Source organism: Pseudomonas frederiksbergensis, assembly GCF_003732665.1.
In the GTDB taxonomy this organism is placed as follows: domain Bacteria; phylum Pseudomonadota; class Gammaproteobacteria; order Pseudomonadales; family Pseudomonadaceae; genus Aquipseudomonas; species Aquipseudomonas frederiksbergensis_G.
This window is the reverse complement of the sequence record NZ_MOBP01000006.1, coordinates 41,874-63,800: the sequence shown is the minus strand read 5'-3', so window position 1 is coordinate 63,800 and position 21,927 is coordinate 41,874. Positions and strand designations below refer to the sequence as shown.

At 52.9% G+C, this 21,927-nt stretch carries 15 protein-coding genes and 1 other RNA gene; 12 read left to right on the top strand and 4 right to left on the bottom strand.

Annotation, left to right across the window (positions count from 1 at the left end; genetic code table 11):
• Positions 1–53: 53 nt before the first annotated feature.
• Positions 54–451: a transfer-messenger RNA gene (ssrA, locus tag BK665_RS10140) on the top strand.
• A gap of 186 nt (positions 452–637) precedes the next feature.
• Positions 638–1,894, top strand: coding sequence for an integrase domain-containing protein (locus BK665_RS10135; RefSeq protein ID WP_123405104.1), 1,257 nt, complete (start codon positions 638–640; stop codon positions 1,892–1,894).
• 165 nt (positions 1,895–2,059) lie between these two features.
• Here BK665_RS10135 and BK665_RS34770 read toward each other — a convergent pair whose 3' ends face one another.
• Genes BK665_RS34770 through BK665_RS10115 form a run of 4 tightly spaced genes read right to left on the bottom strand, consistent with a single transcriptional unit; the run spans position 2,060 to position 5,036 of the window.
• Positions 2,060–2,329 (bottom strand): hypothetical protein, encoded by a 270-nt coding sequence (locus tag BK665_RS34770; protein ID WP_123405103.1) that lies wholly within the window; start codon positions 2,327–2,329, stop codon positions 2,060–2,062.
• Entirely contained in the window at positions 2,326–3,306 is a 981-nt protein-coding gene (locus BK665_RS10125) for an integrase domain-containing protein (RefSeq protein ID WP_123405102.1), read from the bottom strand. Before BK665_RS10125 ends, BK665_RS34770 begins: the two co-directional genes overlap by 4 nt.
• On the bottom strand, positions 3,290–3,643 hold the full coding sequence (locus tag BK665_RS10120) for a hypothetical protein (protein WP_123405101.1): 354 nt from the start codon (positions 3,641–3,643) through the stop codon (positions 3,290–3,292). The genes BK665_RS10125 and BK665_RS10120 overlap by 17 nt, the downstream gene beginning before the upstream one ends.
• Complete coding sequence (locus tag BK665_RS10115; RefSeq protein WP_123405100.1) at positions 3,630–5,036, bottom strand: YfjI family protein; 1,407 nt, start codon at positions 5,034–5,036, stop codon at positions 3,630–3,632. The genes BK665_RS10120 and BK665_RS10115 overlap by 14 nt, the downstream gene beginning before the upstream one ends.
• A gap of 1,294 nt (positions 5,037–6,330) precedes the next feature.
• Here BK665_RS10115 and mads1 point away from each other — a divergent pair.
• The 10 genes from mads1 to BK665_RS10060 all read left to right on the top strand — a co-directional run bounded on the left by mads1 (position 6,331) and on the right by BK665_RS10060 (position 21,776).
• On the top strand, positions 6,331–6,540 hold the full coding sequence (gene mads1, locus BK665_RS10110) for a methylation-associated defense system helix-turn-helix domain-containing protein MAD1 (protein ID WP_123405098.1): 210 nt from the start codon (positions 6,331–6,333) through the stop codon (positions 6,538–6,540).
• Entirely contained in the window at positions 6,537–6,935 is a 399-nt protein-coding gene (locus tag BK665_RS10105; RefSeq protein WP_123405096.1) for a hypothetical protein, read from the top strand. The genes mads1 and BK665_RS10105 overlap by 4 nt, the downstream gene beginning before the upstream one ends.
• Positions 6,936–6,954: 19 nt before the next feature.
• Positions 6,955–9,081, top strand: coding sequence for an HsdM family class I SAM-dependent methyltransferase (locus tag BK665_RS10100; RefSeq protein ID WP_123405094.1), 2,127 nt, complete (start codon positions 6,955–6,957; stop codon positions 9,079–9,081).
• The gene (locus BK665_RS10095; RefSeq protein ID WP_123405092.1) at positions 9,081–10,625 is read left to right on the top strand and encodes a restriction endonuclease subunit S domain-containing protein; all 1,545 of its coding nucleotides are present in this window, start codon (positions 9,081–9,083) and stop codon (positions 10,623–10,625) included. The genes BK665_RS10100 and BK665_RS10095 overlap by 1 nt, the downstream gene beginning before the upstream one ends.
• Positions 10,626–10,628: 3 nt before the next feature.
• Positions 10,629–11,825 (top strand): hypothetical protein, encoded by a 1,197-nt coding sequence (locus tag BK665_RS10090; RefSeq protein WP_123405090.1) that lies wholly within the window; start codon positions 10,629–10,631, stop codon positions 11,823–11,825.
• On the top strand, positions 11,822–16,108 hold the full coding sequence (locus BK665_RS10085) for a hypothetical protein (protein WP_221179250.1): 4,287 nt from the start codon (positions 11,822–11,824) through the stop codon (positions 16,106–16,108). Before BK665_RS10090 ends, BK665_RS10085 begins: the two co-directional genes overlap by 4 nt.
• The gene (locus BK665_RS10080) at positions 16,105–16,905 is read left to right on the top strand and encodes a hypothetical protein (RefSeq protein WP_148053210.1); all 801 of its coding nucleotides are present in this window, start codon (positions 16,105–16,107) and stop codon (positions 16,903–16,905) included. The genes BK665_RS10085 and BK665_RS10080 overlap by 4 nt, the downstream gene beginning before the upstream one ends.
• A gap of 3 nt (positions 16,906–16,908) precedes the next feature.
• Positions 16,909–18,051 (top strand): hypothetical protein, encoded by a 1,143-nt coding sequence (locus BK665_RS10075; protein ID WP_123405087.1) that lies wholly within the window; start codon positions 16,909–16,911, stop codon positions 18,049–18,051.
• Entirely contained in the window at positions 18,048–19,733 is a 1,686-nt protein-coding gene (locus BK665_RS10070; RefSeq protein ID WP_123405085.1) for an ATP-binding protein, read from the top strand. The genes BK665_RS10075 and BK665_RS10070 overlap by 4 nt, the downstream gene beginning before the upstream one ends.
• A gap of 567 nt (positions 19,734–20,300) precedes the next feature.
• Complete coding sequence (locus BK665_RS10060; protein ID WP_123405080.1) at positions 20,301–21,776, top strand: serine/threonine-protein kinase; 1,476 nt, start codon at positions 20,301–20,303, stop codon at positions 21,774–21,776.
• Positions 21,777–21,927: the final 151 nt, after the last annotated feature.

Here is a 21,927-nt window from a genome sequence, read left to right as displayed (position 1 = left end):
GGCGTACACTGCACAGGCCTGTCGCTCACCATGACTCACCGAGCAACAGGCACGGGGCCGTTTAGGATTCGACGCCGGTCGCGAAACTTTAGGTGCATGCCGAGTTGGTAACAGAACTCGTAAATCCACTGTTGCAACTTCTTATAGTTGCCAATGACGAAACCTACGGCCAGGAATTCTCTCTCGCTGCGTAAGCAGCTTTAGATCCTGAGCTTCTGGCACCTTCGGGTCCAGCAATCACCAGGGGATGTCTGTAAACCCAAAGTGATTGTCATATAGAACAGAATCGCCGTGCAGTACGTTGTGGACGAAGCGGCTAAAACTTACACAACTCGCCCAAAGCACCCTGCCCTTCGGGTCGCTGAGGGTTAACTTAATAGAAACGGCTACGCATGTAGTACCGACAGCGGAGTACTGGCGGACGGGGGTTCAAATCCCCCCGGCTCCACCATTTGATCATCTAAAGACGTCCACGGACGTCTTTTTTTGTGCCTGAAATCCAGTGAATACGGGGGGTTCAGCTCTTTTGGGGGCTTTGGAGGATTTCTGAGTTCCAGGCGCTTTGGTATCCCAGGTGGTATCCCGGACTATCAAATGCTATTTTCAGGATACCAAAACGGTGCTGGAGGTAGCCCCCATGCCTACTAACGCAACCCGCCTCTCCGATCGCCAGCTCAAGGCAGTCAAGGCAACTGGTAAAGACTTCGTCCTCAGCGACGGCGATGGCTTGCAGCTTCGAGTACGCGCGAGCGGCTCGATGATGTGGAATTTCAATTACCGCGAGCCGTTGACCAGAAGCCGTATCAACATGGCGCTTGGTCCATACCCCGACCTCTCGTTAGCCAACGCCCGGAAGAAAGCCGCAGAGGCGCGTGAGTTGCTTGCTTTGGGCACTGATCCCAAAACCCAGCGTGATGAGGTAAGGCAAGCCAAACTTGCTGAGACTGAACACACGTTCGAGAAGGTGGCCACTGCCTGGTTCGAGCTGAAGAAAGACTCCGTAACCAAAGCCTACGCCGAAGACATTTGGAGATCGCTGACGCTCCATGTTTTCCCAAGCATGAAAACAACGCCTCTCTCTCAAATCACTGCTCCGATGGTTATCAAGATCCTTCGCCCAATCGAGGCCAAAGGAAGTCTCGAAACCGTCAAACGATTGAGCCAACGACTCAACGAGATCATGACCTACGGGGTCAACTCCGGGCTGATATTTGCGAACCCCCTCAATGGAATTCGGGCGGTGTTCAAGAAACCCAAAAAAGAGAACATGGCTGCGCTACCACCTGAGGAGCTTCCCGAGCTCATGATGGAAATCGCGAACGCAAGCATCAAGCGCACGACCCGCTGCCTGATCGAATGGCAGTTGCACACGATGACCCGCCCTGCCGAAGCAGCCACCACACGATGGGCAGATATCGACTTCGACAAGCGCATTTGGACCATTCCGCCAGAGCGCATGAAAAAGCGTCGGCCGCACACAATCCCTCTTACCGATCAGGCAATTTCGTTACTCGAGACGCTCAAGCAACTCAGCGGTAATAGAGAGTACGTGTTCCCCTCAGATAGAAATCCCCGCACCCATGCCAATAGCCAGACCGCCAACATGGCGTTGAAGCGCATGGGCTTTCAGGACCGCCTAGTCAGCCACGGCTTGCGCTCGATGGCGAGCACCATCCTGAATGAGCATGGCTGGGATCCGGAGCTGATCGAGGTCGCGCTGGCGCATGTCGACAAGGACGAAGTTCGTAGCGCCTACAACCGAACGGATTACATCGAACGCCGGCGTCCGATGATGGCTTGGTGGAGTGAACATATCCAGAAGGCGGCCACCGGTAGCCTGTCGGCATCGGCCATCAATCAAACCAGGGACCGCAATGTCGTACCAATTCGCTGAGCATCCAAAAAGTACGCGCCACCGGCTACGATCCGTGTCGTGTAGCAGGGCGAAAGGAGTGACGACAGTTGCCAGATCTCTGGTATGCCTGCGCTTTTCAGCCAAGCCCCTGAGTATGGGAAGGCTCCGCATTCCCATACTCAGGGGCTCACGCTTATAGGTCCATCAGGCAACCACGACTTTTGCCTTTCTACGGCGGATCAACCCCGCTGTTAACTCGTAGTAGTAGATGGTAGCTGGAGCTGAGCATCGCAAATAGTGCTCCAGAAACCATCTCACGTGTTTTTCCCTCCAGGACCAGGGAGTCGCGCAACCCCAGCGTTCAAGAATCACCTCGTGCATCCTTTCTGCTTGCCTGATGTGCCGCTGCTGCGTGGCATGTGCACCTTTGAGCATGGGGCGTAGAAACAACGCTATGTCGAACTCGGCCGTCATCGCCGGCCTCCGATGTAGGCACTCACCACATCGATGCGGTTATGTCCCAACTCGTAGCTGATCTGCTGTCGTGCACGCTGATCAAGCTCTCGATCTTCTCGATGAACACGACCGCCATTGACGGGTGTATTCAAGCCGGTCAGTTGCTCATAACGCTCACAGGCGTAAGCCGCCCGCAGCTCATGAAAGCCTTTCAATCCATGCTCATGCAAGATGTCCCGTGCCGGTCGCACAACTGACTGCATAAACACCTTGTAGCTCTCGTTGGGGGCCAACAGGTTCCGACTGCCACTGGGTGAAGCCTCCCAGGCCCTATCCAAGGCGCCACGAATTTGATCAGTAACCGCGATCCAACGCGGTGCTGACGCGCCTGATCGACCGCCTTTGGTGCCGTCCTGGATGTTGATCTTGTCCAGTTGCCTGGCCTCACGTTGCAGTCGGGGCAGGTCCGCCAAGATCGCTTCACGCAGGCGCATACCAGTATCCCGGGCCAGATGCACAATTGCGGCCACACGTTGCTGACCTCGCTCTGACAGTACGAGTGCGATCAACTCGATCTGAGCACGATCTTGGCCTTGCGGTGCCTCACTACGCACGCTTGAGCGCTGCAAGCCAAGCGCCTTACTCGGACTCGGGATTTTGACGTACTGATCACCGCGCAGCGCGGCCATCGTTCGGTTCACGCTGGACAGTCGGTTTTGCGCGGTGGCAATGCCGACGTTGCCCTGATCAACCTGCTCCCGCACGTGGACGGCGTACCGCATGAGGATCTCGCGGTCTATCTGGCGCGCGTCGTTGACCCTCGGTCCTTCATCGGATCGACACCAATGCACGAACGCCTGCCAGCGATCACTATGGGCTTTGACGGTAGCAAAATGGCCGTCGCCAAACAGGTCTTTCAGTGCTTGCGGTCCAGCATAGCTAAGCTGGCGACCGAAGCCGAAATTGCGCCCCGCTCGCTTACCGACCCGAGCCATTTTTCTGTTCCTGATCGACTGCCGCGAGATCATGCAAAAGGGCTCGCCAGTGCGCACTTACAATCGCGAACTGAGCCCAATCAGTCGGGCGAAAACACAGCGTGTTGTCAGTGACGTAGAGATGCACGCCCTGCTCTTTCAATAACTGAATGATGGCTGTCGTCGAGGTGATAGTTTTACGGGTGGTGGCGACACCGGCGACAGCGGCGACATCCCTTGCCCTGCCTGGCTTTGAGCGTGGCGACAAAGTGGCGACAGTAGCGGCGACAAATCGCGCTTTCGGCTCCTTTTGGCGCTGAGCCAGATGGTTGCGTAGCGCTTCATCAAGATTGAACATGGCGCACCTCGAAGGTATGGCCATCGGTGATCAGCCACTGATGATCAATCAGCTCGACCAGCAGCTTGGCGGCATGACGACTGCTCTTACGGGCGAAGCGAGGACCGTTGCGGTTCAACTCACGAATACTGAAGTGCTTCCAATCCTTGACCTGCAGCCAGCGCAGCAGGCGATCCGCCTCCTCCTTTATCCGGCATACCGGTTCCTGTTCGGTCAGGCGCTGGATCTCGGTGAGGTAGTAGCCGACTAAAGCGGAGGCCCGTTGGATATGATCGACCTCCACCATGCCGCTTTCCTCCACTACTGCCAGGATGCTGGCGATTCGGAGGAGGTTATCGGCGGCCTTTGATCCGCTAGGCCGTACGCTGGCCAGCTCGCCAAACTCACCCAATTGGGCTTCGATGGCATCATGCAGATCAATCCAGCGACGGCGGGATAACTGACTGAGGGTTAGCGGTGATAACTGCAAAGCACCATCAGGAGACAGTGACCAAGGCTGATAAAACAGCGCCGAAAGGCGGCGGTGATAGCACTTTAGGGCGGCATCTTTGGACAAGTCGACAGCCTGATAGCTACGTTGTCCAGCTAGGCTGGTGGGCCAGGTCATCAGGCAGCGACCGAGAATGCCTTGCCCCTGCAGCAACGGGTCAGTGAGTAACTGCATGGCCAAGTACGGTTGCAGCATCAGGTGCAGGCTCAAGCGCCGATCATAGGCTCGCAGGCTTTCACCAACCATGGAGCGCGCGCGATCAATCGGACTGCCGTCCCAGAGTGACGACAAGGTCGTGACCGCTTTCAAACGGTTATCCCGACTCATGGTGCTGCTACCAAGGAATTGTCCGCCCTCGTCACAGAACAGGCCCATGCTCGGTAGGTCATGACAGAGGCCCTTGATCAGGGCCTCGATAGTCGGGTCCGTGGTGATCAGACGTGGGGCCGAAGGCTCCGCTTCGAGCGGTACGCTGTTTGTGCGGTCGGGATCGGCAGGATTTATACGCTGCGCCTGTCGCTGTGCGGCACGGTACCTGGCAAGTTGCTCGCGATAGCGCTGCCACTGCTCACGCTCCCATTGCCGTGCTGGGAGCAATGCAAATCGATCTGCCGCCGTCTTGCGATCCCCTGACGCGGCCACGGTGATCAGGTACAGCGACAGCGGATAATTTCTTCCGTCTAGTTGTAACCCTGCATGACCTTGAGTGGCCAGCGCCGAGGCAGCCAGCACCGATTGCGCAGCAAGCGCCTGGGGCACGCCGATGACCTCGGCCATGCGCTCGACTGCTGGCCCAAGAATCCCACCCAGCGCCTGCACCGGATAAGGCTGGGCCACGGGATTCGACTCAATCAGCGGTCGAGGCGATCGTGGTAGTTCAAGCTTCGGATCTAACTGCTGCATGGGCCCTCTCCTCGTTCATTGCTGGTTGTCCTCACGTAACCCCGCCACGGCTGTTGAGTGTTATCAGGGATCAAGGCCCCTGCGGCCTGTGAGGTGTTCACTGACGCGGAACGAACGGCTCCTTACGACCGGGAGCAAGGGCATGAACCCATGAATCTGGCTTCCTTAAACGCATCCGAAGACGCGGGCGGGCGGAGGCTGTGCCGACTGACGAGTTCGACACCTAGAGATCCTGAGCGGGAGAAGGCAACGACATGAACACCTGGGGCATACCTGACTGTCAGTCATGTGCAGCCTTTCCATAGGCTGCGGCACCGGTGCCTGCGCAGTTGCGGATGGCGACGAATCGGATTTGTCAGGCCGATTGTCACGAGGAGAATTGCGGCAATGCCTTGTACGACGTGGCTTGCAGCAGTGGTATGAGCGCCCGTCTCTTTCCAGGAGAAAGAGACGGGCGCAGTCTGGCGCAGCGAAGTGTGCCGAAAGGTGAGGTTGCTGCAGCGCAGCGAGGTAGGTTCATCGTCTGCCGCAATGGACAGATAAGTCGAGTAGGCATCCATCACTCTCGAGGAGTGACCGTGCGAGCCGCCGGACGCTAATCGCACTTCGGGAGAACCACCACGCAAGTGGCGTAGCCTTAAAGGTTGTGGCTACCTGGGCTGGTGCTGTCAACGACAGCGATCCGTGCGCCAATTTTTATACCCACTCGAAAAGGCGGTCAAGCATCCCGGCCAAAGCGCGCAAAAAGTGGCGACTGTCGCCACTTTTGTCGCCACGCTTAAGAGCTCGTCCGACGCGGGTTGTCGCCGGTGTCGCCGGTGTCGCCACCTCTCTAACCATATCCCCACGACAAGATTCGTTCTGACACTAGAACTGCAGTGCACTGCACTCGAGCACGAGCACGAGCACGAGCACGAGCAATTACTGACGGGTAAACGACGGCGTGGGGCGAATTAAAATGGGAATGGGATGACGGTACGAGGTGCCTCGAAAAAAACGGGTGAACCCTCCGATCGGCGCGATCAAAGATCGCTGGATCGGAGGGTTTGGCGGGAAAAGCAAAGTATCAAACGTCAATTACGGCCCGGACGCTTACCTATGAAAAAAGGCGTCCGCGCCTAAAAAATGAGCAGTCCAGCGCCCCGCTCTTTTTACGGGGCTTAAAAGATCCCGAATACGACGGTGTACAACTGCACGCAATTATCAGCGCGAAACTGTCAAAAACAACTGTATTTCTTTGTACTCTTTTGACATTCTCTGTATTGGGCTGAATTTCCAAGCATGGAAAATTGCTATGAATGATGAAGTTATGACCATCAAGGAAGTGGCTGAGTACCTGAAGGTGAACGAGCGGACGATTTATCGGCTCGCTGCCAGTTCGGGATTACCGGCTTTCAAGGTGGGCAATTCTTGGCGCTTTAAGCGAAGTGAGCTGGAGGCTTGGATCAAATCCCAGCAATGCGGTAACCGTGATGCTGGCTCAGAGGGGGAGCAGGCCAGATGAGTCCGCTCAATCTTGTCGACGCCGTGCAGCACACGCTGGAAAGTGGGCCGTCCACGCTCGAACAACTAGTCGCTGAGCACGCCTCACTATGGCAACAATTGGATTGGCGCGAGGAACAAGTTCGCCTCTGGTTGGCTTGTTTGCCTGGCGTGCGTCGCTGTGATTTACCAACCGGTGAACGTGCCTATGAGCTGGAGGCCATATCAAGCAGGCAGAGTAATAGCCTGGCGGATGAACTGGTGGCTTTGCTGGAAAAAGCCGGACGCCCCATGCCGTTGACGCAATTGATGGGTAAGTTGGCTGCTGGGATGGTGGTCACCGAACCCATGCTGCGCACGGCTGCAATGCAAGATGCACGACTCGAATTTAAAGGCCCGCTGCTGAAGCTGGCTTGAAACGGAACACAGGATAACCATGGCAAACGTACAAACACTGGACCAACGCTACCAAGAAATACGCAATCAGTACCTTGAGTACACCGAGCATACGCCGCTGGCGTCTGAACACGATTTCGTAAAAGCCGGACTAATTTGGGGCGAAGACCAAGGAAATCAGACGCCATCAGTGCTGCTGGTCGCGCTGGAGCCTGGCCATTGGGAATACTCGCGAGAAGACAAGCTTGACCAACTCGCCTATGAATTGCTGTCCAGCGTGAACGGCGACTGGCCAGTATTTGCTCATATGCAAGACAACAAGAATAGCCGTTGCTACAGCTTGTTTGGTGTAGATGGTAGCGACGGTACGCACTCGGTGGATGAGGTGCCGTCCATCGAGCTGATACGCAATTACGAAAAGCTGGAAAAAGACCCGACCTTCCGCTGGTCGATGCGCATCTACACCAGACTGATGCATAGATTTGATGCCTTCCACGAGCAAGTGTTTCAGACCGTAAAAGACCGAGTCAACGACAAGAACGACATCATCGAAGAAGTAGCAAAACTGCTCTTTCTCGAGACCTTCCGCGTGCACCATGGCGAGGAGCTCAACTTTACGGACCATGAGGGAAGAACCCAGGGTTTCCGCGAGGTTTTCGATTACGAGTATGTTGCCAAGCATGGCGCAAAGGCGGTGGAACAGATCAAAGCCGCGTTCGAAGTGTTCAAAGCACACGAAGACTATGTGGTTGTCAGTGACGACGGAAGCCGTAACGCCATCTTCCCTAGCGACTCGCATCTGCGTCTAACCCGGCCGGAAAACTACCGCACCTTGCTAGAAGCTATGCAAAACTTGGGGCCGGTAACCGACAACCAAGGCCGCGCGATCGCGGGCAAAGAAGAGGGCACCTTGGCTGATGTGGCAGGCGATCTGCTGGGCCGCGTGTTCGACGTATTCCTGCGCGCAAACTTTGAATCTAAGGGGGGGCTGGGCGTTTACCTCACGCCTAATCCGGTGAAGCAGGCAATGTTGGAAATCGCCATGCACGATATTCAGCAAGACAACGCCATCATGGAGCGCCTTGTCTCGGGCGCTTTTCGCTTCTGTGACCCCACTTGCGGCTCCTTCGGGTTTGGCTCGGTGGCGCTTAGTCATATCGAAAGCGTGGTCGATCACCTAGGTGGTATGAGCGACGCGCAAAAAGAGAAGCTCAAGCAAACTCTACGCGACACTGCATTTACTGGTGCCGATGCTGCGCCACGTATGGTGATGCTGGCACGCGTAAACATGGCGTTGCAAGGTGCGCCAAAAGCCAAAATTTTTTACACCGACAACTCGCTCACCACCAATGCATTCAAGCCCAACTGCTTTGATCTGATCTGCACCAACCCGCCTTTTGGAACGCCCAAGTTCACCAGCGATAAAAAGGGCAAGGAATCCAAAGAGCGCTACGAAGCTCAAATGGAACAGGTACTCGGTGGTTTCCGTCCCACTGAAAAAGTTGTGGATGAATACGTTGCCTACTATGACCACCTCCAGATGAAGTGGGAGGACACCGGTGACTTGTACCTGAATGAAGACGGCGTGCCCAAGTGGCCGGGCTACCGTACCGATTTGCGTAATATTTCCACCAGCAAAAAGGCACAGTACAAATTATTCCCCTCTACTAGTGGCCTGGCATTGGGTAGCAAGCCAGATGGCAAAGGCAATTGGAAACCGGTTGGGGCTAACATCGACCCCGCGGTGTTATTCATCGACCGCTGCCTCCAATTGCTACGTCCTGGTGGTCGCCTGATGATCGTGTTACCCGATGGCGTGTTGTGTAACTCCGGCGACCGATATGTGCGTGAATACATTATGGGTAAGAAGGATGAGATAACTGGCCAGTTTGTCGGTGGTAAAGCCATCGTCAAAGCCGTTTTGTCGCTGCCATCCGACACCTTCAAACTGTCCGGAACTGGTGCCAAAACCTCTGTGGTTTACTTGCAAAAGCGTAACGCCAGCAAGGAGCACACCGAGCAATTCCTGCCGGAACCGCAAGGCGACGTGTTTATGGCTGTAGCCGAAACGCTGGGCTATGTGGTGAAAAACAATATCGAGGATTACTCAGCGGGGGTGCCCAACGACCTCGATAAAATCGTTGGCGCCTATAAGCGGGGTGAGTGATGGAGTCTATCGTCCGAGTTCCCGCTGCAGACTTTACGCCTGAAAGATTGGATACTGGTTTTTATTCGAAGGAGTTTTATTCAGCGAGAGAGTTAATCGAGAACGCTGGATTTGAGCTGGAGGCGATTGGTTCAGTTTGTGAGCCTTGGCAATTTGGCGCCTACGCACTTTGTAATGATATTGTTTGGGACGGTGCGGAAACAGGTGTTCCTTTTATAAAGGCGGAGGCAATTGAGAGCCCATTAATTGATGAGGCCTCTCTCTCCTATGTGACCAAAAAAACCCATTCCATTTTATCGAAGTCTGCACTTAAAGCAGGGGACATAATTGTTTCTACCTCAGGCACGGTTGGGCGACTAGCTGTACTTCCCGATTCGATACCTGTCGCTAACTCAAATCAAGACACCATTAAGTTCAGCCTGACAGGCACCAATTACAATTCGCACTTCGTTGCAGCTTGGCTTACCACAAAGTACGGTCAAGCATTTATGAGTCGAGAGGCCGGGGGAGCAGTTCAGCAACATATTTATCTTTATAATTTTAAGCGCCTTCCACTACTCAAGCTTCATAATGGCGCTCAAGATTACATTGGCGAAAAAATTCATCAAGCCGAGAGCCTTAAAGCTTGGGCCAGAAAAATTGTCGCTGGTCAAAATGCAATCTACTCAGAACAGTATGCTGCGCTATCAGATTACAAAAAATATAAATCACAGTTTTTTCGGATGAGCTTCAAAGCTGCATTCGATGTCTTAACACCTGAGTCCTACCCTCCCGAAATTGACCAGTATTTTCGTGAAAATGAATTTGTCACCCTAGGTGAAATATCTTCTGAAATTTTTACTGGCAATACTCGAGAAGAGTCCGAAAGCAGCTCTGAGGCTGTTGCGCAGGCAACCTCTAGGAGCTGCACCGGTCTTTTTTTAAAAGGGCCGTTCAACAAGGTTGAACGACCATCGAGAGGTAAATATCTAAAGAAATTTGATATATTGCTTACTTGTGGAGCTCATGACAAAAAATATATTGGTAGAGATGTATCCATTTATCATGCTGATGACGAAAACCTTCCCTCCTCGAAGGTGTTAGTTATAAGAATTAAAGAGGGTTCGCTGCCGGCGTCGTATGTGCACTCTTATTTGACTTCTGATGCTGGTTACATACAGTGGCAGTCAGTCGTGAGAGGAGTTTCCGCTGGAATACATCCAGGCGACGTATCGCGAATTAGAATCCCGCTACCTTTAAAAATAAAGGGCTGGGATTCAATTGCGCACATTGCAGATGACCAGTTTTCATCAGCGGGAAAGGCAGTCGACTTTGCTCAAGAGTTAACTAGGGCGGCTAGATTTTTAGTCGAAGCCGTGATCGAAGGCCGGCTCGATGAAAGTTTACTGAAAGCTGCTCAAGTATTACTTGAAGGCGGTAATGAAAGCGTCGATCGTAGCATTTTGAATCGCCTAAAAACCGATGGCATCGATGGAAGCGGCCAGCAGCTGTTTAGCGACCTAGACGAGCTGTACCGTCTGCTGGCCCAAGCGCAGGAGGATTAGCCCGTGGCCGTTGCCTTGCCCTCTCTGATCCAACGTCTGCGCAAATTGCTTGCCAACGGCTTGGCGACAGATTCCGACGGCGGGCTAGCTGATCTTTTGGGGGGTTTGGTACATCCCATGGCGGAAACTTCTCAGGTCGGCTGGGTAATTAGTCACCGCCTGCTTGCAGTTCGCCCCAGATTGGCAAGCGATGATGAGCTGGTGTGTGCGTTGCTGGCACAGCTAACCGAAGTGCGAAACAGTTGGGTCGCTTTCGCAGCGGCGCGCTGTAAAGAAGCCGGGCAAATGCCAGACGGTGAACCTCTGCGGGGCTTGGTGAGTGCACTCCAGGGGGCTGCGGCATGGGTAGAAGCAGGTATCCCCGACGCGCTACTCACCACCAGCCCCTTTTCTTCGCTTGAACGTGAACTGCTGGATGTTAGTTTTGAGCAACCCGCCGCGACGCCTGCGCTAATGCGCGTGCTGGCTGTGGCTGCGGAGCTGTCTCAACACCTGCAAGATGTGCTGCCCGCTTTACCGCCGATAGATGCTCGGGGCATGGAGGCGCAGCAGAATTGGATCAAAGGCCGCTTGTTGGCTTTGCCAGGGATATCAGAGGTGACGCGCCCCATTGGTGTGAACTACTTACTGCACGGTTCGTTTGACGCGGCTCCCGAAACTGGCGATCAGCCCAGCATGGGCTGGGTGTTGGCAACTCCTTGGTCACTACTGCTGACCATGGTGGTGTACGTCCAGGATGTGTGGAAAGCCGAGGCTCGTGGAGGATTGTTACTGGAGCTTTCCAGTGGGCAGAACGCCTTCAGCCCAGGTGAAATCTCGATTTTGGTACAGGGGCCAGAGGGTGATGAAACCCGTTGTGGCAGCTTGGCCGAGTTGCTACTGAAGAGCCTTAGCCTTTTGGGGATACATTGCTTCCCCTATACACCGACACCTGTCGAGTTGAACGCACAGCTCGCACCACTGGTAGGATTACTATTGAGCCGCCGAGTGTGGCGTTACCAAGATGGATCAAGCGGCCAGAACGGCCAGTACCAAATTCATCCATTGTTTGCCGATGCCTGCTTTAGGCTGCCGGGCAGCAAGGTTTTCAATCGTACCGGCCGCTTATTGTGGCAGGCCGTTAGACTCAGCGCAGAAGCGATGCGCGATGAACGCAGACGTAGCTCGCGTGTTATCGCGAACAATGGAGAAGTGTCGTGAGCAAAATGGATCAGCTGAATACCGAGGTGATCGATAACCTTACCAAACGCCACAATTGGGCGGCAACCGGTGTATCGGACTACCCGCCGCGCGACCCGCTTGTGGGCCAGAGTCGCTTTTTTAAGCGCTACCGTACCTTCATTCAAACCGTGGACCAAGATGCTGATCACTTCGCCCATGTATTCGCCGTAGAGGCGGAGTGGGGTCGAGGCAAGTCACGTTTGGGGCATGAGCTAATTGCGCAGATCAACGACTGTTCAAAAGGCTGGTTTGTGCGTGATCAGAGCGGCACATTGGCTGATCAAAAACTGTTTGATCAGGCTACGCAAGATAAGTACCTAGCGCTGTATATCCGCTACTCGCAAGTTGCATCGGACTACCAGAACTCGGACAACTGGTTTGGCTTCGGCCTGTACAAAGCTCTGTTGCCATTGGCTACACGCAAATTCGATGGCTCGATCCAGAGCAAGATTGCTGAGCAGGCGCTGCATCGCCTAAATCCGGCAGGCTTTGATACCAGTCAACTCGCAAACCTTTTGGAGCTGGATAAACTACACAGCGATGAAGCGCTTTATGAGGAGGACGGCTTGGTGGTGCGGCTGGTGCAGGCGGCTTATGCCTATCTGCAAAAGTTCGGTATTGCCTATTTGCTTGTAGTGCTTGATGAACTGGAAACCGTTGCTGAGGCCGCGACCTTTGGAATGGAGCAGGATGATGCCAAACGTCTGGATGGCCAAGCTATTCGTCTGATTGGTAAGGCTATCAAAGAAGAAGACCCACGTCGTAAATTGCCATGGTTGCGCTACGTGGCCTTGTGTTCGCCACTGCTAGGCCAGCAACTGCGTGAGATTCAGTCAGTAGCGCGCCGCTTCGAGTTGGTGGAGCTGGAGCACAATGCTTTTGCCGATGTCTCAGACTATGTGGGACAACTGAAGGCCGAACGCAAACTGGCGCACGATTACCCCACCGGCTTGGTCGAAGCGGCTTACGCCATGAGCGGTGCCAACTTTGGTTGGTTCAACGTGATCATGGCCAATGTGGATGCCGTGCTGGCCCAGTACGAAGCTGCAGGAAAATCCATCCCCGCTATAGGCGAGTTGTTCGATGCGGTGACTGAAAGCTCGGGGCGTGTTGCAGGGCATGTTCTGGATGCCCACGCCATTGAAGGCATCAAGACCCGTGACCACGGCCTGAGGGCGGTTGCGCAGGAGCTGCTTTATGGGCAACTGCCACTATCCTTAAGTCAATGTCCGCCGCGCGGTATAGAGCTGTTAACTCTTGCTAACGAAGACGGCGAGCCGGTGGCTAGCCTCTACCGGAAAATTCCGTTTGACCAGTTGCAATGTCGCCAAGCATTGGAAGACGCCAAATTCAAACGTGAGAAAGACGAATGGCTTTACCCCGCAGTAGAGCAAGCACTCAGCTTGAGCGTTTTGCTGCAGAATCTGCGAACTTTTGCAATCAACGAGGCAGAACAAGATGTGCTACTGCTGCCACTGTCGCGTGCTGAATTCAAGCATCTGCTGAGTTTGCTGTACGACCATCCGGCTGTGGAATTTGCGGCAGATGCGCTCTGGCAAAAACTGATCGGCAGCGAACAGCAACTTCCAGATGAAGAAGCCACGCACATCGGTCCCAGCGTGGCGATGCTGTTACGGCTGGACCTGCGCTACCGCAACCAGCAGCACAACTCGATGATCTTCCGAGATCCAGCCGATGCCGACGCGCACGAAGTAGCTATGAAAGGTTTACTAAAGGACGGCGGAAAAAATATCGGTCTGCGCTTTCAGGTGCGTCTGACAGGCTTGATGCGCTTACTGGACAAAAACTGGCAGTACTCGAAGACGCCCTATGCCAACAATGAGAGCATCACAGTTCAAACTAGCCTAAACGGTCAAGGCTCTGGACAGCGCGGTGGGTTGTTGTTCTGCGATGCGTTAAAGTTGCACCCGGAAAACCTTGTTTGGTTTGCCTGGGTGAATAACCGTGATGAACTGGACCGTTTGCACCAATTGGCCGCCATGCGCCATTCCGACGAAGGCCGTTTCCCGGTAATGGCGTTTACCACATCAACGCATTTGATGGAGCAATACAACCGGGGTGATGTGAGCGAGAAGTTTAAGGACGACTTGCTGCTCTACTACTTGAACCCCAGTGAAGTGGACCAGCTGGAACGCATTGGATTGCTGCCTGAGCAGTGCAAAGGTTTTGTGCTGGACGATTCGCGGTTAACAAGTAAGTTTAAGAGCAAACTTAATGCGCTACGAGATTTCGCTTATCAAGCCATGCACCAATGGCGGCAGCGGCTTAATGAGCGGGGTCTGATCGCCTGGCCGCTGAAACCTACAGGCAAGATCAATGCGCAAGATCGAGAATTGTTGCTACGCGCCTGGACTCTGTTTGCAGTTAAAGAGCCCAACCTGTTCAGTTTGAATGATCTGGAAACCCGATATGGCATAGACGCCGAAGACGTCGCGTCGCTGATGCAACGCTTGGCATTGCCGAACAAATTTCTAAGTCTTGGATATGGTAAAGAGGAGCACGCTGGGCTGTTCTCCGAGCTGGCCAATCCACAGCAATCACAAGTCCAGTTTCCACACTTTCTGGCACGTATCTCTAACCCAGCCAAGACCCAGGAGTGGACTTTGGCAAAGGCAAAGCGCGACTGGTATTGGGGATATCTGTCGCACGCGAGCTTGACACCGAAGAATGTGTTTGACGACTGGATGTGGTGGTGCGGAGAGTTGCACTTGTTGCAGTTGACTGATGCCACGGCAAGTTACGCGAAATGGCAAACATATCCTCGCGCTAAACTCGATAACTCCATTGTTGAAGCTAAGAACTGGTTTGATGGGGGAACCTCTGATGGCTATAGAGCGACTGTCGCCATGCTGGAGCGTGTATTTGGCTACGACCGAGTTCCAGGCTTGTTTGCACCCTTAGGTAAATCTCCAGCGGGTATAGAGACGGTCGAGGCGAACGACCAGCTTAAGGCGGCACGCAAAGCGTTCGACAAGCTCAAAGTCGATGAAGAGGCTCTGGGCTTGATTGCCACAGATGAGTTGGTCTTGGTTGCAGAAAAACTTCCATCGCTGCTGCAAGGTCGCACAGAAGTAATTACGCGAGTAGCGCGGGTCAAACCAGAGCTGGCTCCCGTCATCACCCTTGGAAACGTCAACACCTTGCGACTGGACGATAAGGCGCAGCCACTCTTCCAACGTGTCGAGCAGGCACGCTTGTTTGCCGAGTACGTGGATAAGGCTGCCCAGCAGATCAAGCAGAGCATGAATAGCCTTATCAGCGATATCAATGCGGATAGCCAAGGCTTGAGTTTATTTCCCCGCAGCTTGTTCACGCTGTCGTTGCAGACGGTATCGAACATTTTGGACGGTGCTTTGCAATATCAGAACGACAGTGGTACGGCGAAAACCGAAGGATCTGCCAGTTCAGAGACCTTATTGCATTACCTGCGCTCACTACAGCTCGACAAGGCAGCGGAGCGGCTACGCCTGCTGTCAGATGAAGCAGGCGTCAATATCGATACAGGCTCACAGCAAAGTTTTGCGGATAACAGCGGCCATATCATGAGCGCCTATCGGGCTGGCAAGGAGAAGTTTGTCAAAGTGACAGGCTATCTGGCCGAGTTGCAAACACGCTGCAAAGTAGCTGCACGCCAGCTAGAGCCAATGCCTGCCGATTATGCAGAGCCCGCTCATCTTAAAGAATTGGCCCAACTGATGCAGAAGCTGGCTCTGATTGGCGATGCGTTTGAGGATTTGGGAGAGTCCGCAAAAAACGAGCGAGAGAAATTTCGAGAGCAAGCCCGAAAGGGGCAGTTCGGTGCAATCCGCGAGGTGCCGGACCGTCTGTTGAACCCAGTGTATGCCCAATTGCATACGGTTGGCGGAGCGATCACGAAAATCGAAAATGCAATTCAGACTCGTCGCGATTATCAAGTGAGGGGGCTGAACGAGCAGTATGTGCCTGTACTTATGCCATTGTTTTTTGCTTGCAAAGAACCTTCTCCTGAGCCCGTGCAATTGGCAAAGGTAGCTCAGCTAAGCCTGCATGATCTGCAGATGACTCTGGATGCGCAGCGCATGCAATGGGAGAAGCGAGCTAGCCAGTTGTTGAACGGTACCGGGCTTGACTATGCCAGCTGGCAGCAGCTGGCGGCCGCCATTGATGCTGGTAACAATCCAATGCTCACTAATACAGTACAAGAGGCACTGGTTGGCAAGGGTATTTTGAAGATGCAACTCTACTTCGGGGACGGAGCGTGAAACTCTATTTAACTCCCGAATTGCTTGCTCATCGGCGTGGTCGCTTTTTGTCTAGCCTCTTGGCTATTGAGACATCGTCGGCTGTTGAGTTGCCAGAGTCTGGATTTGTCCTTATGACGGGTCAGCAGCTCCAGGAGTCGAGCGAGCTGCAGACGGCATGCTCGACTTGGGCACGTCAGCCGGGATGCACATTGCTTCTGCTACCGCCTTACAAAGAAGGCCCACTCCTTTCAGCTCTGGATTGGGTTGTTGAGTTTTCACCTGATCATCCTATTGTCCTTGGGGCGAACTCAGCAGAGAGCATCGTCGCGCAAGAAGTGATGTATCAATTGCAAGGAGTGCAAGGTGGAGATCATCGAGGCCATACGCGTTACTGGAAGTCTCATTCAAGCAGCGGTCTGTTTGCCGCAACAATGCTGCCGCTATGGTCCATCAGTTTACTGAATCATGCTCATTTGGTAACGGAGTTCCTCGAAGACCTTAACCGGCACACGGGCAAAGCATTGGCGCCCGTCGCAAAAGATGATCAGTCAGAGATTATGTTGTATCCACAGGACTTGACCGTGATGGTTTGCTGCTACGGCTTCGAAGTCGCAACGGCCGCAAGCCTAATGGACCGGCTACATGGTTTCGCAGTGCCTCTGCTGAATCTGGCACATTTTGACTTGCCTGAAAGTATTGACCGATTGCAGCAGGGTGGATTACTCAATCAGCAAGGTCTGACTCAGGCGGGCTTGGCTTTTCTGCAGACATCAAAGTACTGGGCGTTTGCAGAAAACCTGAAGGGGGAAACGTAACTCATGAAGACAACAAATCTCGCACAGGCTCTGGCGATTGATAGCCAACTGCGCTTACCCGGTAGCGCAGGCCGTCTTCTTAAGCAGATCCGAGACATCGAACTTATGGCTCCCTTATTCCGGGACACAGGTCTCATTAAGGCCGTTAATAGACCTTCGGTGGTCAATCTGGTGGTGTCCGGTATCGCTAGCCATTCATGTATTCAGCGCGCGCTCGGCGGTTTCATTTATGCGTCTGCTGCAGTAAGGACGGATCTTCTTATACATGAAAACAAGGTCAGCACAATAGGCTCTGACTCTGTGTCGGAGCTGGATGATATTGACTTCGAAGCTCAGAGAAAGCGTCTGGATCTGGTGGAGATGCGCCACTGCTATGCCCTAGTGGAGCGCCTTTTGGCGCAAGGTGGAGCAGCCAATCTGATCCTGATTGATACACCATTCTTTATTGACCGGGACATGGCCCCTTTGAAGCGGAATGCTCGCCACTGGTCCGAGTATGAGAAAACGCAGGTTGCAATTGAACGATTTTGGCAAAAACACCGGCAGGATCTCTTTCCCTGGAATCAGGAAGGTCCAGTACTAGCAAGCATTCTAGCTGAGCGATTTAGCGCCATAGTAAGCATTGCTCGGCAGGATTTGCGAACCGAAGAAGGGCGTAAGCACATCTTGCTTACTGATGGCTTTTCTTCCGATTCGACTGCGAAGCTTGAGGGGTTGGAAGAACGTTTGCTGGGCATCGGTGACACTCGTTTTATAAACGGGATTTTAGGCAGCTTTAACCGGACGATTGCGTTTCGGATGACTGAAAATAGTCCGCGTATGGAACCCGCTAGTGAAGTCGGGCAAGGTCTAATTGGATTTCATTATCGAAGCGCTCGCTCAAGCGAAATCAAAATGGCCCAGTTGGCCGGTGAGGAGTCTGACTGGAGTGCCAATGAGCTGGATACTGTGGCATCGCGCCTAATGATTTTGGATATGCAAAGCCAGAAAAAAGCAATGCCATTGCCGCAGCTCTTGAGCAGGCAGCAACTACAAATTTTGGAAAAATTCACCGCCTACTACCGGCAGGGTTTAAACGAAGCGCTGCGTAATAATGAGGTAGAGAGCACGTGGCTGTCCGGTCTTGACGAAGGGTTCGAGTCATGAAGCATAAGGTACTAGGAAAGCTGGTCGGCAACACCGGTGACGCGTCGCAACTGACGATGGTCGTACAGGACTCTTTCTCTGTGCGCCGAGGTGAGTTCGTGCGCATCATGCATCAGGAGCGAGTAGATGAAGGCGTTGTTCCTGTGCTTGGGCGCGTGACGCGCATAACCCGGACTAACATGCTTTTCAACGCAGGCTTTGGTGACGGAGCGACAGAGCTTGAGTTACTGCCTGGGGCCAGTGTCACAGGTGAAAATCTATTCGCCAACCTTGAGCTCGTCGGCTACCGAGACCCAGAATCGCGCCAGATCAAAATTCCACGTCGCCCACTTGATCCTGGGGCAGCAGTGGAAACAGTGGACTTTCAGTTTCTAAGCGATTTTTATGAATTCAACGAGCACACCAGCCTTCACTTGGGCAATCTCGTTGGTTATGAGCGTGGCGAGAACACGGTACCGGTCTTTCTGGATGTAAACAAACTAGTGACCGAGCACATGGCTGTGCTGGCCATGACGGGCTCGGGCAAGTCATACACCGTTGGCCGCATTATTGAGCGGCTTGTAGCGCTCAATAACGGAACTGTCGTCGTCTTTGATCCGCATGGCGAATACGGCAAAGCATTAGCCAAAGGACAGCTTAATTTTTCAGATGGCCTTTCGGATATTGAAGATGAGCGTGATCGTGAGGCTCTTCCAAAAATTCGGGACACCCTTGAACGACTGCAAAAGGTCGGCGCTGGCGTTGAGGTGTACACGCCTCAAATTGAATCCTTCAAGCATAAATACGCAGGCAAAAATATTCAGCTTGCGCTTCAGTTTGATCACTTCGAAATGGATGATGTGGCTGAGATTTTGCCGGGTTTAAGTGAGCCTCAGCAGCGAGTCCTGGATGTAGCCATTCGCTATTGGAGGACAGCGGATAAAATCGAACCGAGGGATATCAATCGCCTGCGTCATCTTTTAGGTGACGGGCTAGAGGAGCTGCGAGAGTGGGATGACCTGTCAGAGGCAGAATCCAAGGCATTGAATGGCCGAAGCGCCGCCGTAGCATCGATGAAGCTATCGCGGGTGCTCAATGAGGCACAAAGTTTCTACTCAGCAGCAATGGCCGCGCCAACTGATATTTACAGGATGGTGGGTCGCCCCTCGAATCGTCAGGGGCGGCTGGTTGTGGTCGATCTTCAAGGCTTGAGTGACACCGCAAAGCAAGTCATCTGTGCATTGATATCCAGTGAGATTCTAAAAGCTGCCTCGAGTAAGACGGATCCTTTGAGGCCATGTTTTTTGGTCTATGAGGAAGGCCACAACTTTGCTCCCGCGGGTGGTAACGCCGTTAGTCATCGCATCATCAAAAAGATCGCAGGTGAAGGCCGTAAGTTTGGGGTTGGCTTTGCGATTGTCAGTCAGCGTCCATCGAAGCTTGACGCGGACGTAACATCGCAATGCAACACGTTGATCACGATGCGTCTGAAGAATCCAGATGATCAGCGCTTTATTGCCAAAGCGTCGGACATGGTGAGCAAGGCAGATTTGGATGAGCTTTCTAGTCTCTCAACAGGTGAGGCTCTTGTGTGTGGCCGATCAATTCCTGCACCGCTTCTTGTAAAGGTCGGTGGTAAAGCTTTGATTCATGGTGGTGAATCACCTGAAGTTTTACGCGTCTGGGGCTCCTTGGATGACTGATTTGGTTGCCTGCATCAGGGACTCGATGAGCTCACTAGGTTTCATAGATAGCTGTTACCCAATGCTAAGCAGCTGGGGAGTGCGCGACGAAGATGTGCTGGTTCATAGCCTAGGCTGCAGCGCTTGGAATCTATTAGGTCATAAGCTTGGTTTTATGGCAGTCACCGAATGCCCGGCGCCAATGACACATGGTGCGGATATTCGACCAGACTCGACTTGGTTTAGTCTTGAGAATCGAACTCCTGATGTCCTAATCGAGTTTGAGAGATTCGACGGTACTGATCGGGGGCAACGAAAGCTTGATGAAAAGCTTTGCAATTTGCTTGAAACCTCCATGAGATGGGGGGATTCCCCTTCGGTTTTGATTCTCTCCGCGTGGAGCAAAGGGGTCGTCTCAGCACCTAACAAAGATAGGTTTCTGGAACGATGCACGCGAGGTTTTAAATCAGCAGCTGGGGTTCAGGTACCACCAGTTCGAAATACGGTGGTACTGTTCAGTCGATTCATCTTTGAGATTGAAGGCCGCGCAAGCCTGCTACTAACTCAGGTTCGTTGCGAGAGGTTGCTATGAATATCAAATCTGCACACTTTTTACCCGGCACTAACAAGCGTTTGGGTGACAAATACCTTCTTCTTGAATGCTTGGGTGATGGCAGTCACGGCTGGGTGTGGCGTGCAGAGCGACTTATTGATGGTGCGATTGTAGCGGTTAAAATCCCCAAAGATTTGACCAAAGATGATCGAATGCTCGCGGAAGGAAAAGAGCTTCTTAACATTGACACACATAAAAACATTGTTCGCATCTTAGATATGGGAAGAGTACCTCCGGAGAACGAGTGGTTCTTCATTGAGATGGAATACTTTCCCAGTCAGAGCCTAGCACAAAAACTGGAGCAAAGAGCTCAGCACTTTGGTAACACATTTGAGCGCTTGTTCGGAATCTATGCTCAGGTTCTCGACGCTGTTGGTTTTCTGGCAAACTTCCAAACTCCGATTTCCCACGGAGATATCAAGCCACACAACATTCTCGTTGGCGCAGGGGATTTGGTGAAACTGACAGACTTTGGAAGTTCTGCCCTTCCTGAAGAAATTTATGTCAGGACAAGAGAGAATGGCGGTACAGTTCTTTATGCTGCTCCTGAGTACTCCGACAGCGTTTCTCGCAAAGGTTCTTTCGAAGATCTGCTTCGTGGTGACATATACAGCCTTGGCGTATTGCTTTACCAACTACTCACTGGTCAGCTTCCCCATGACACGCCATCTCAGGTTCGTCGCCATGCACCTTTCAGGCGACCAAGTGAAGTTAATGCAAGTATCGCTCCCTCAATTGACGCTTTGATCCTTCGTTGCTTGGAAAGAGTGCCATCGGATAGATATTCTGACATTGACTCTCTGCGCATTGCATTTGATTCAGCCAGACAACATCAATTAAATAGTCCGAGACACCTTGTAGCCAATTCGAGTGAGCTTGCTGGATCAGATTGGTCGACATCGGTCGTTGACGCTCTAGATGAGCGTGATTATTTAAAGGCCGCAATAATTGCCGAAATAGAGTTTGCTCGAACTCACGACTATGGTGCACTGCTACAGCAACTCAATGCGCTTTATCGTGCTGATAGACTTTTCGAATTTAAAGATGTGTTCGAGCGCGAAAGTCAGAACGCTAAACTTCAAGGCGACGACGCTAAGTCGATACATATTCTGGCTATTAAAACCTACTTATCTCTCCGAGAAATTGATCTTGCAAAAGCGATGCTTCTTGACGAAAAGGTGTTAGGTATAGACTCTCTGGAATATGATTTCCTCTTGGCGACTGTATATGGATTGGAAGCAAATTTTCCGGCGGCTCGAAAAGCTCTTGAGACAATTAACCGAAAATCACCATCCAAACCACATGTACTGGTCCGCCTCATTCAAGTGTGCGAGCAAATGCGTGACTATGCCGCTGCAGCGGGGTATTTGAGGCACGTGTTAAAACTAGTGAAAAGCTCACCAGAGCTTGACTTGAAGCAGCAGCGCTACCAAGCACTTGGCCTTTGGTGAAAGTGGTAGAGAAATTAATTTCAGTAGCCGACTATAGCAGTTCGACTGCAATTGGGAGCGCGACTGTATAGGCACTGCTTTCGTCGACATCTCCAAGCGCCTATTTCTGGTCGATTGCTACCTGTTGCTCCGCCAGAGCTGCATGCAGTTG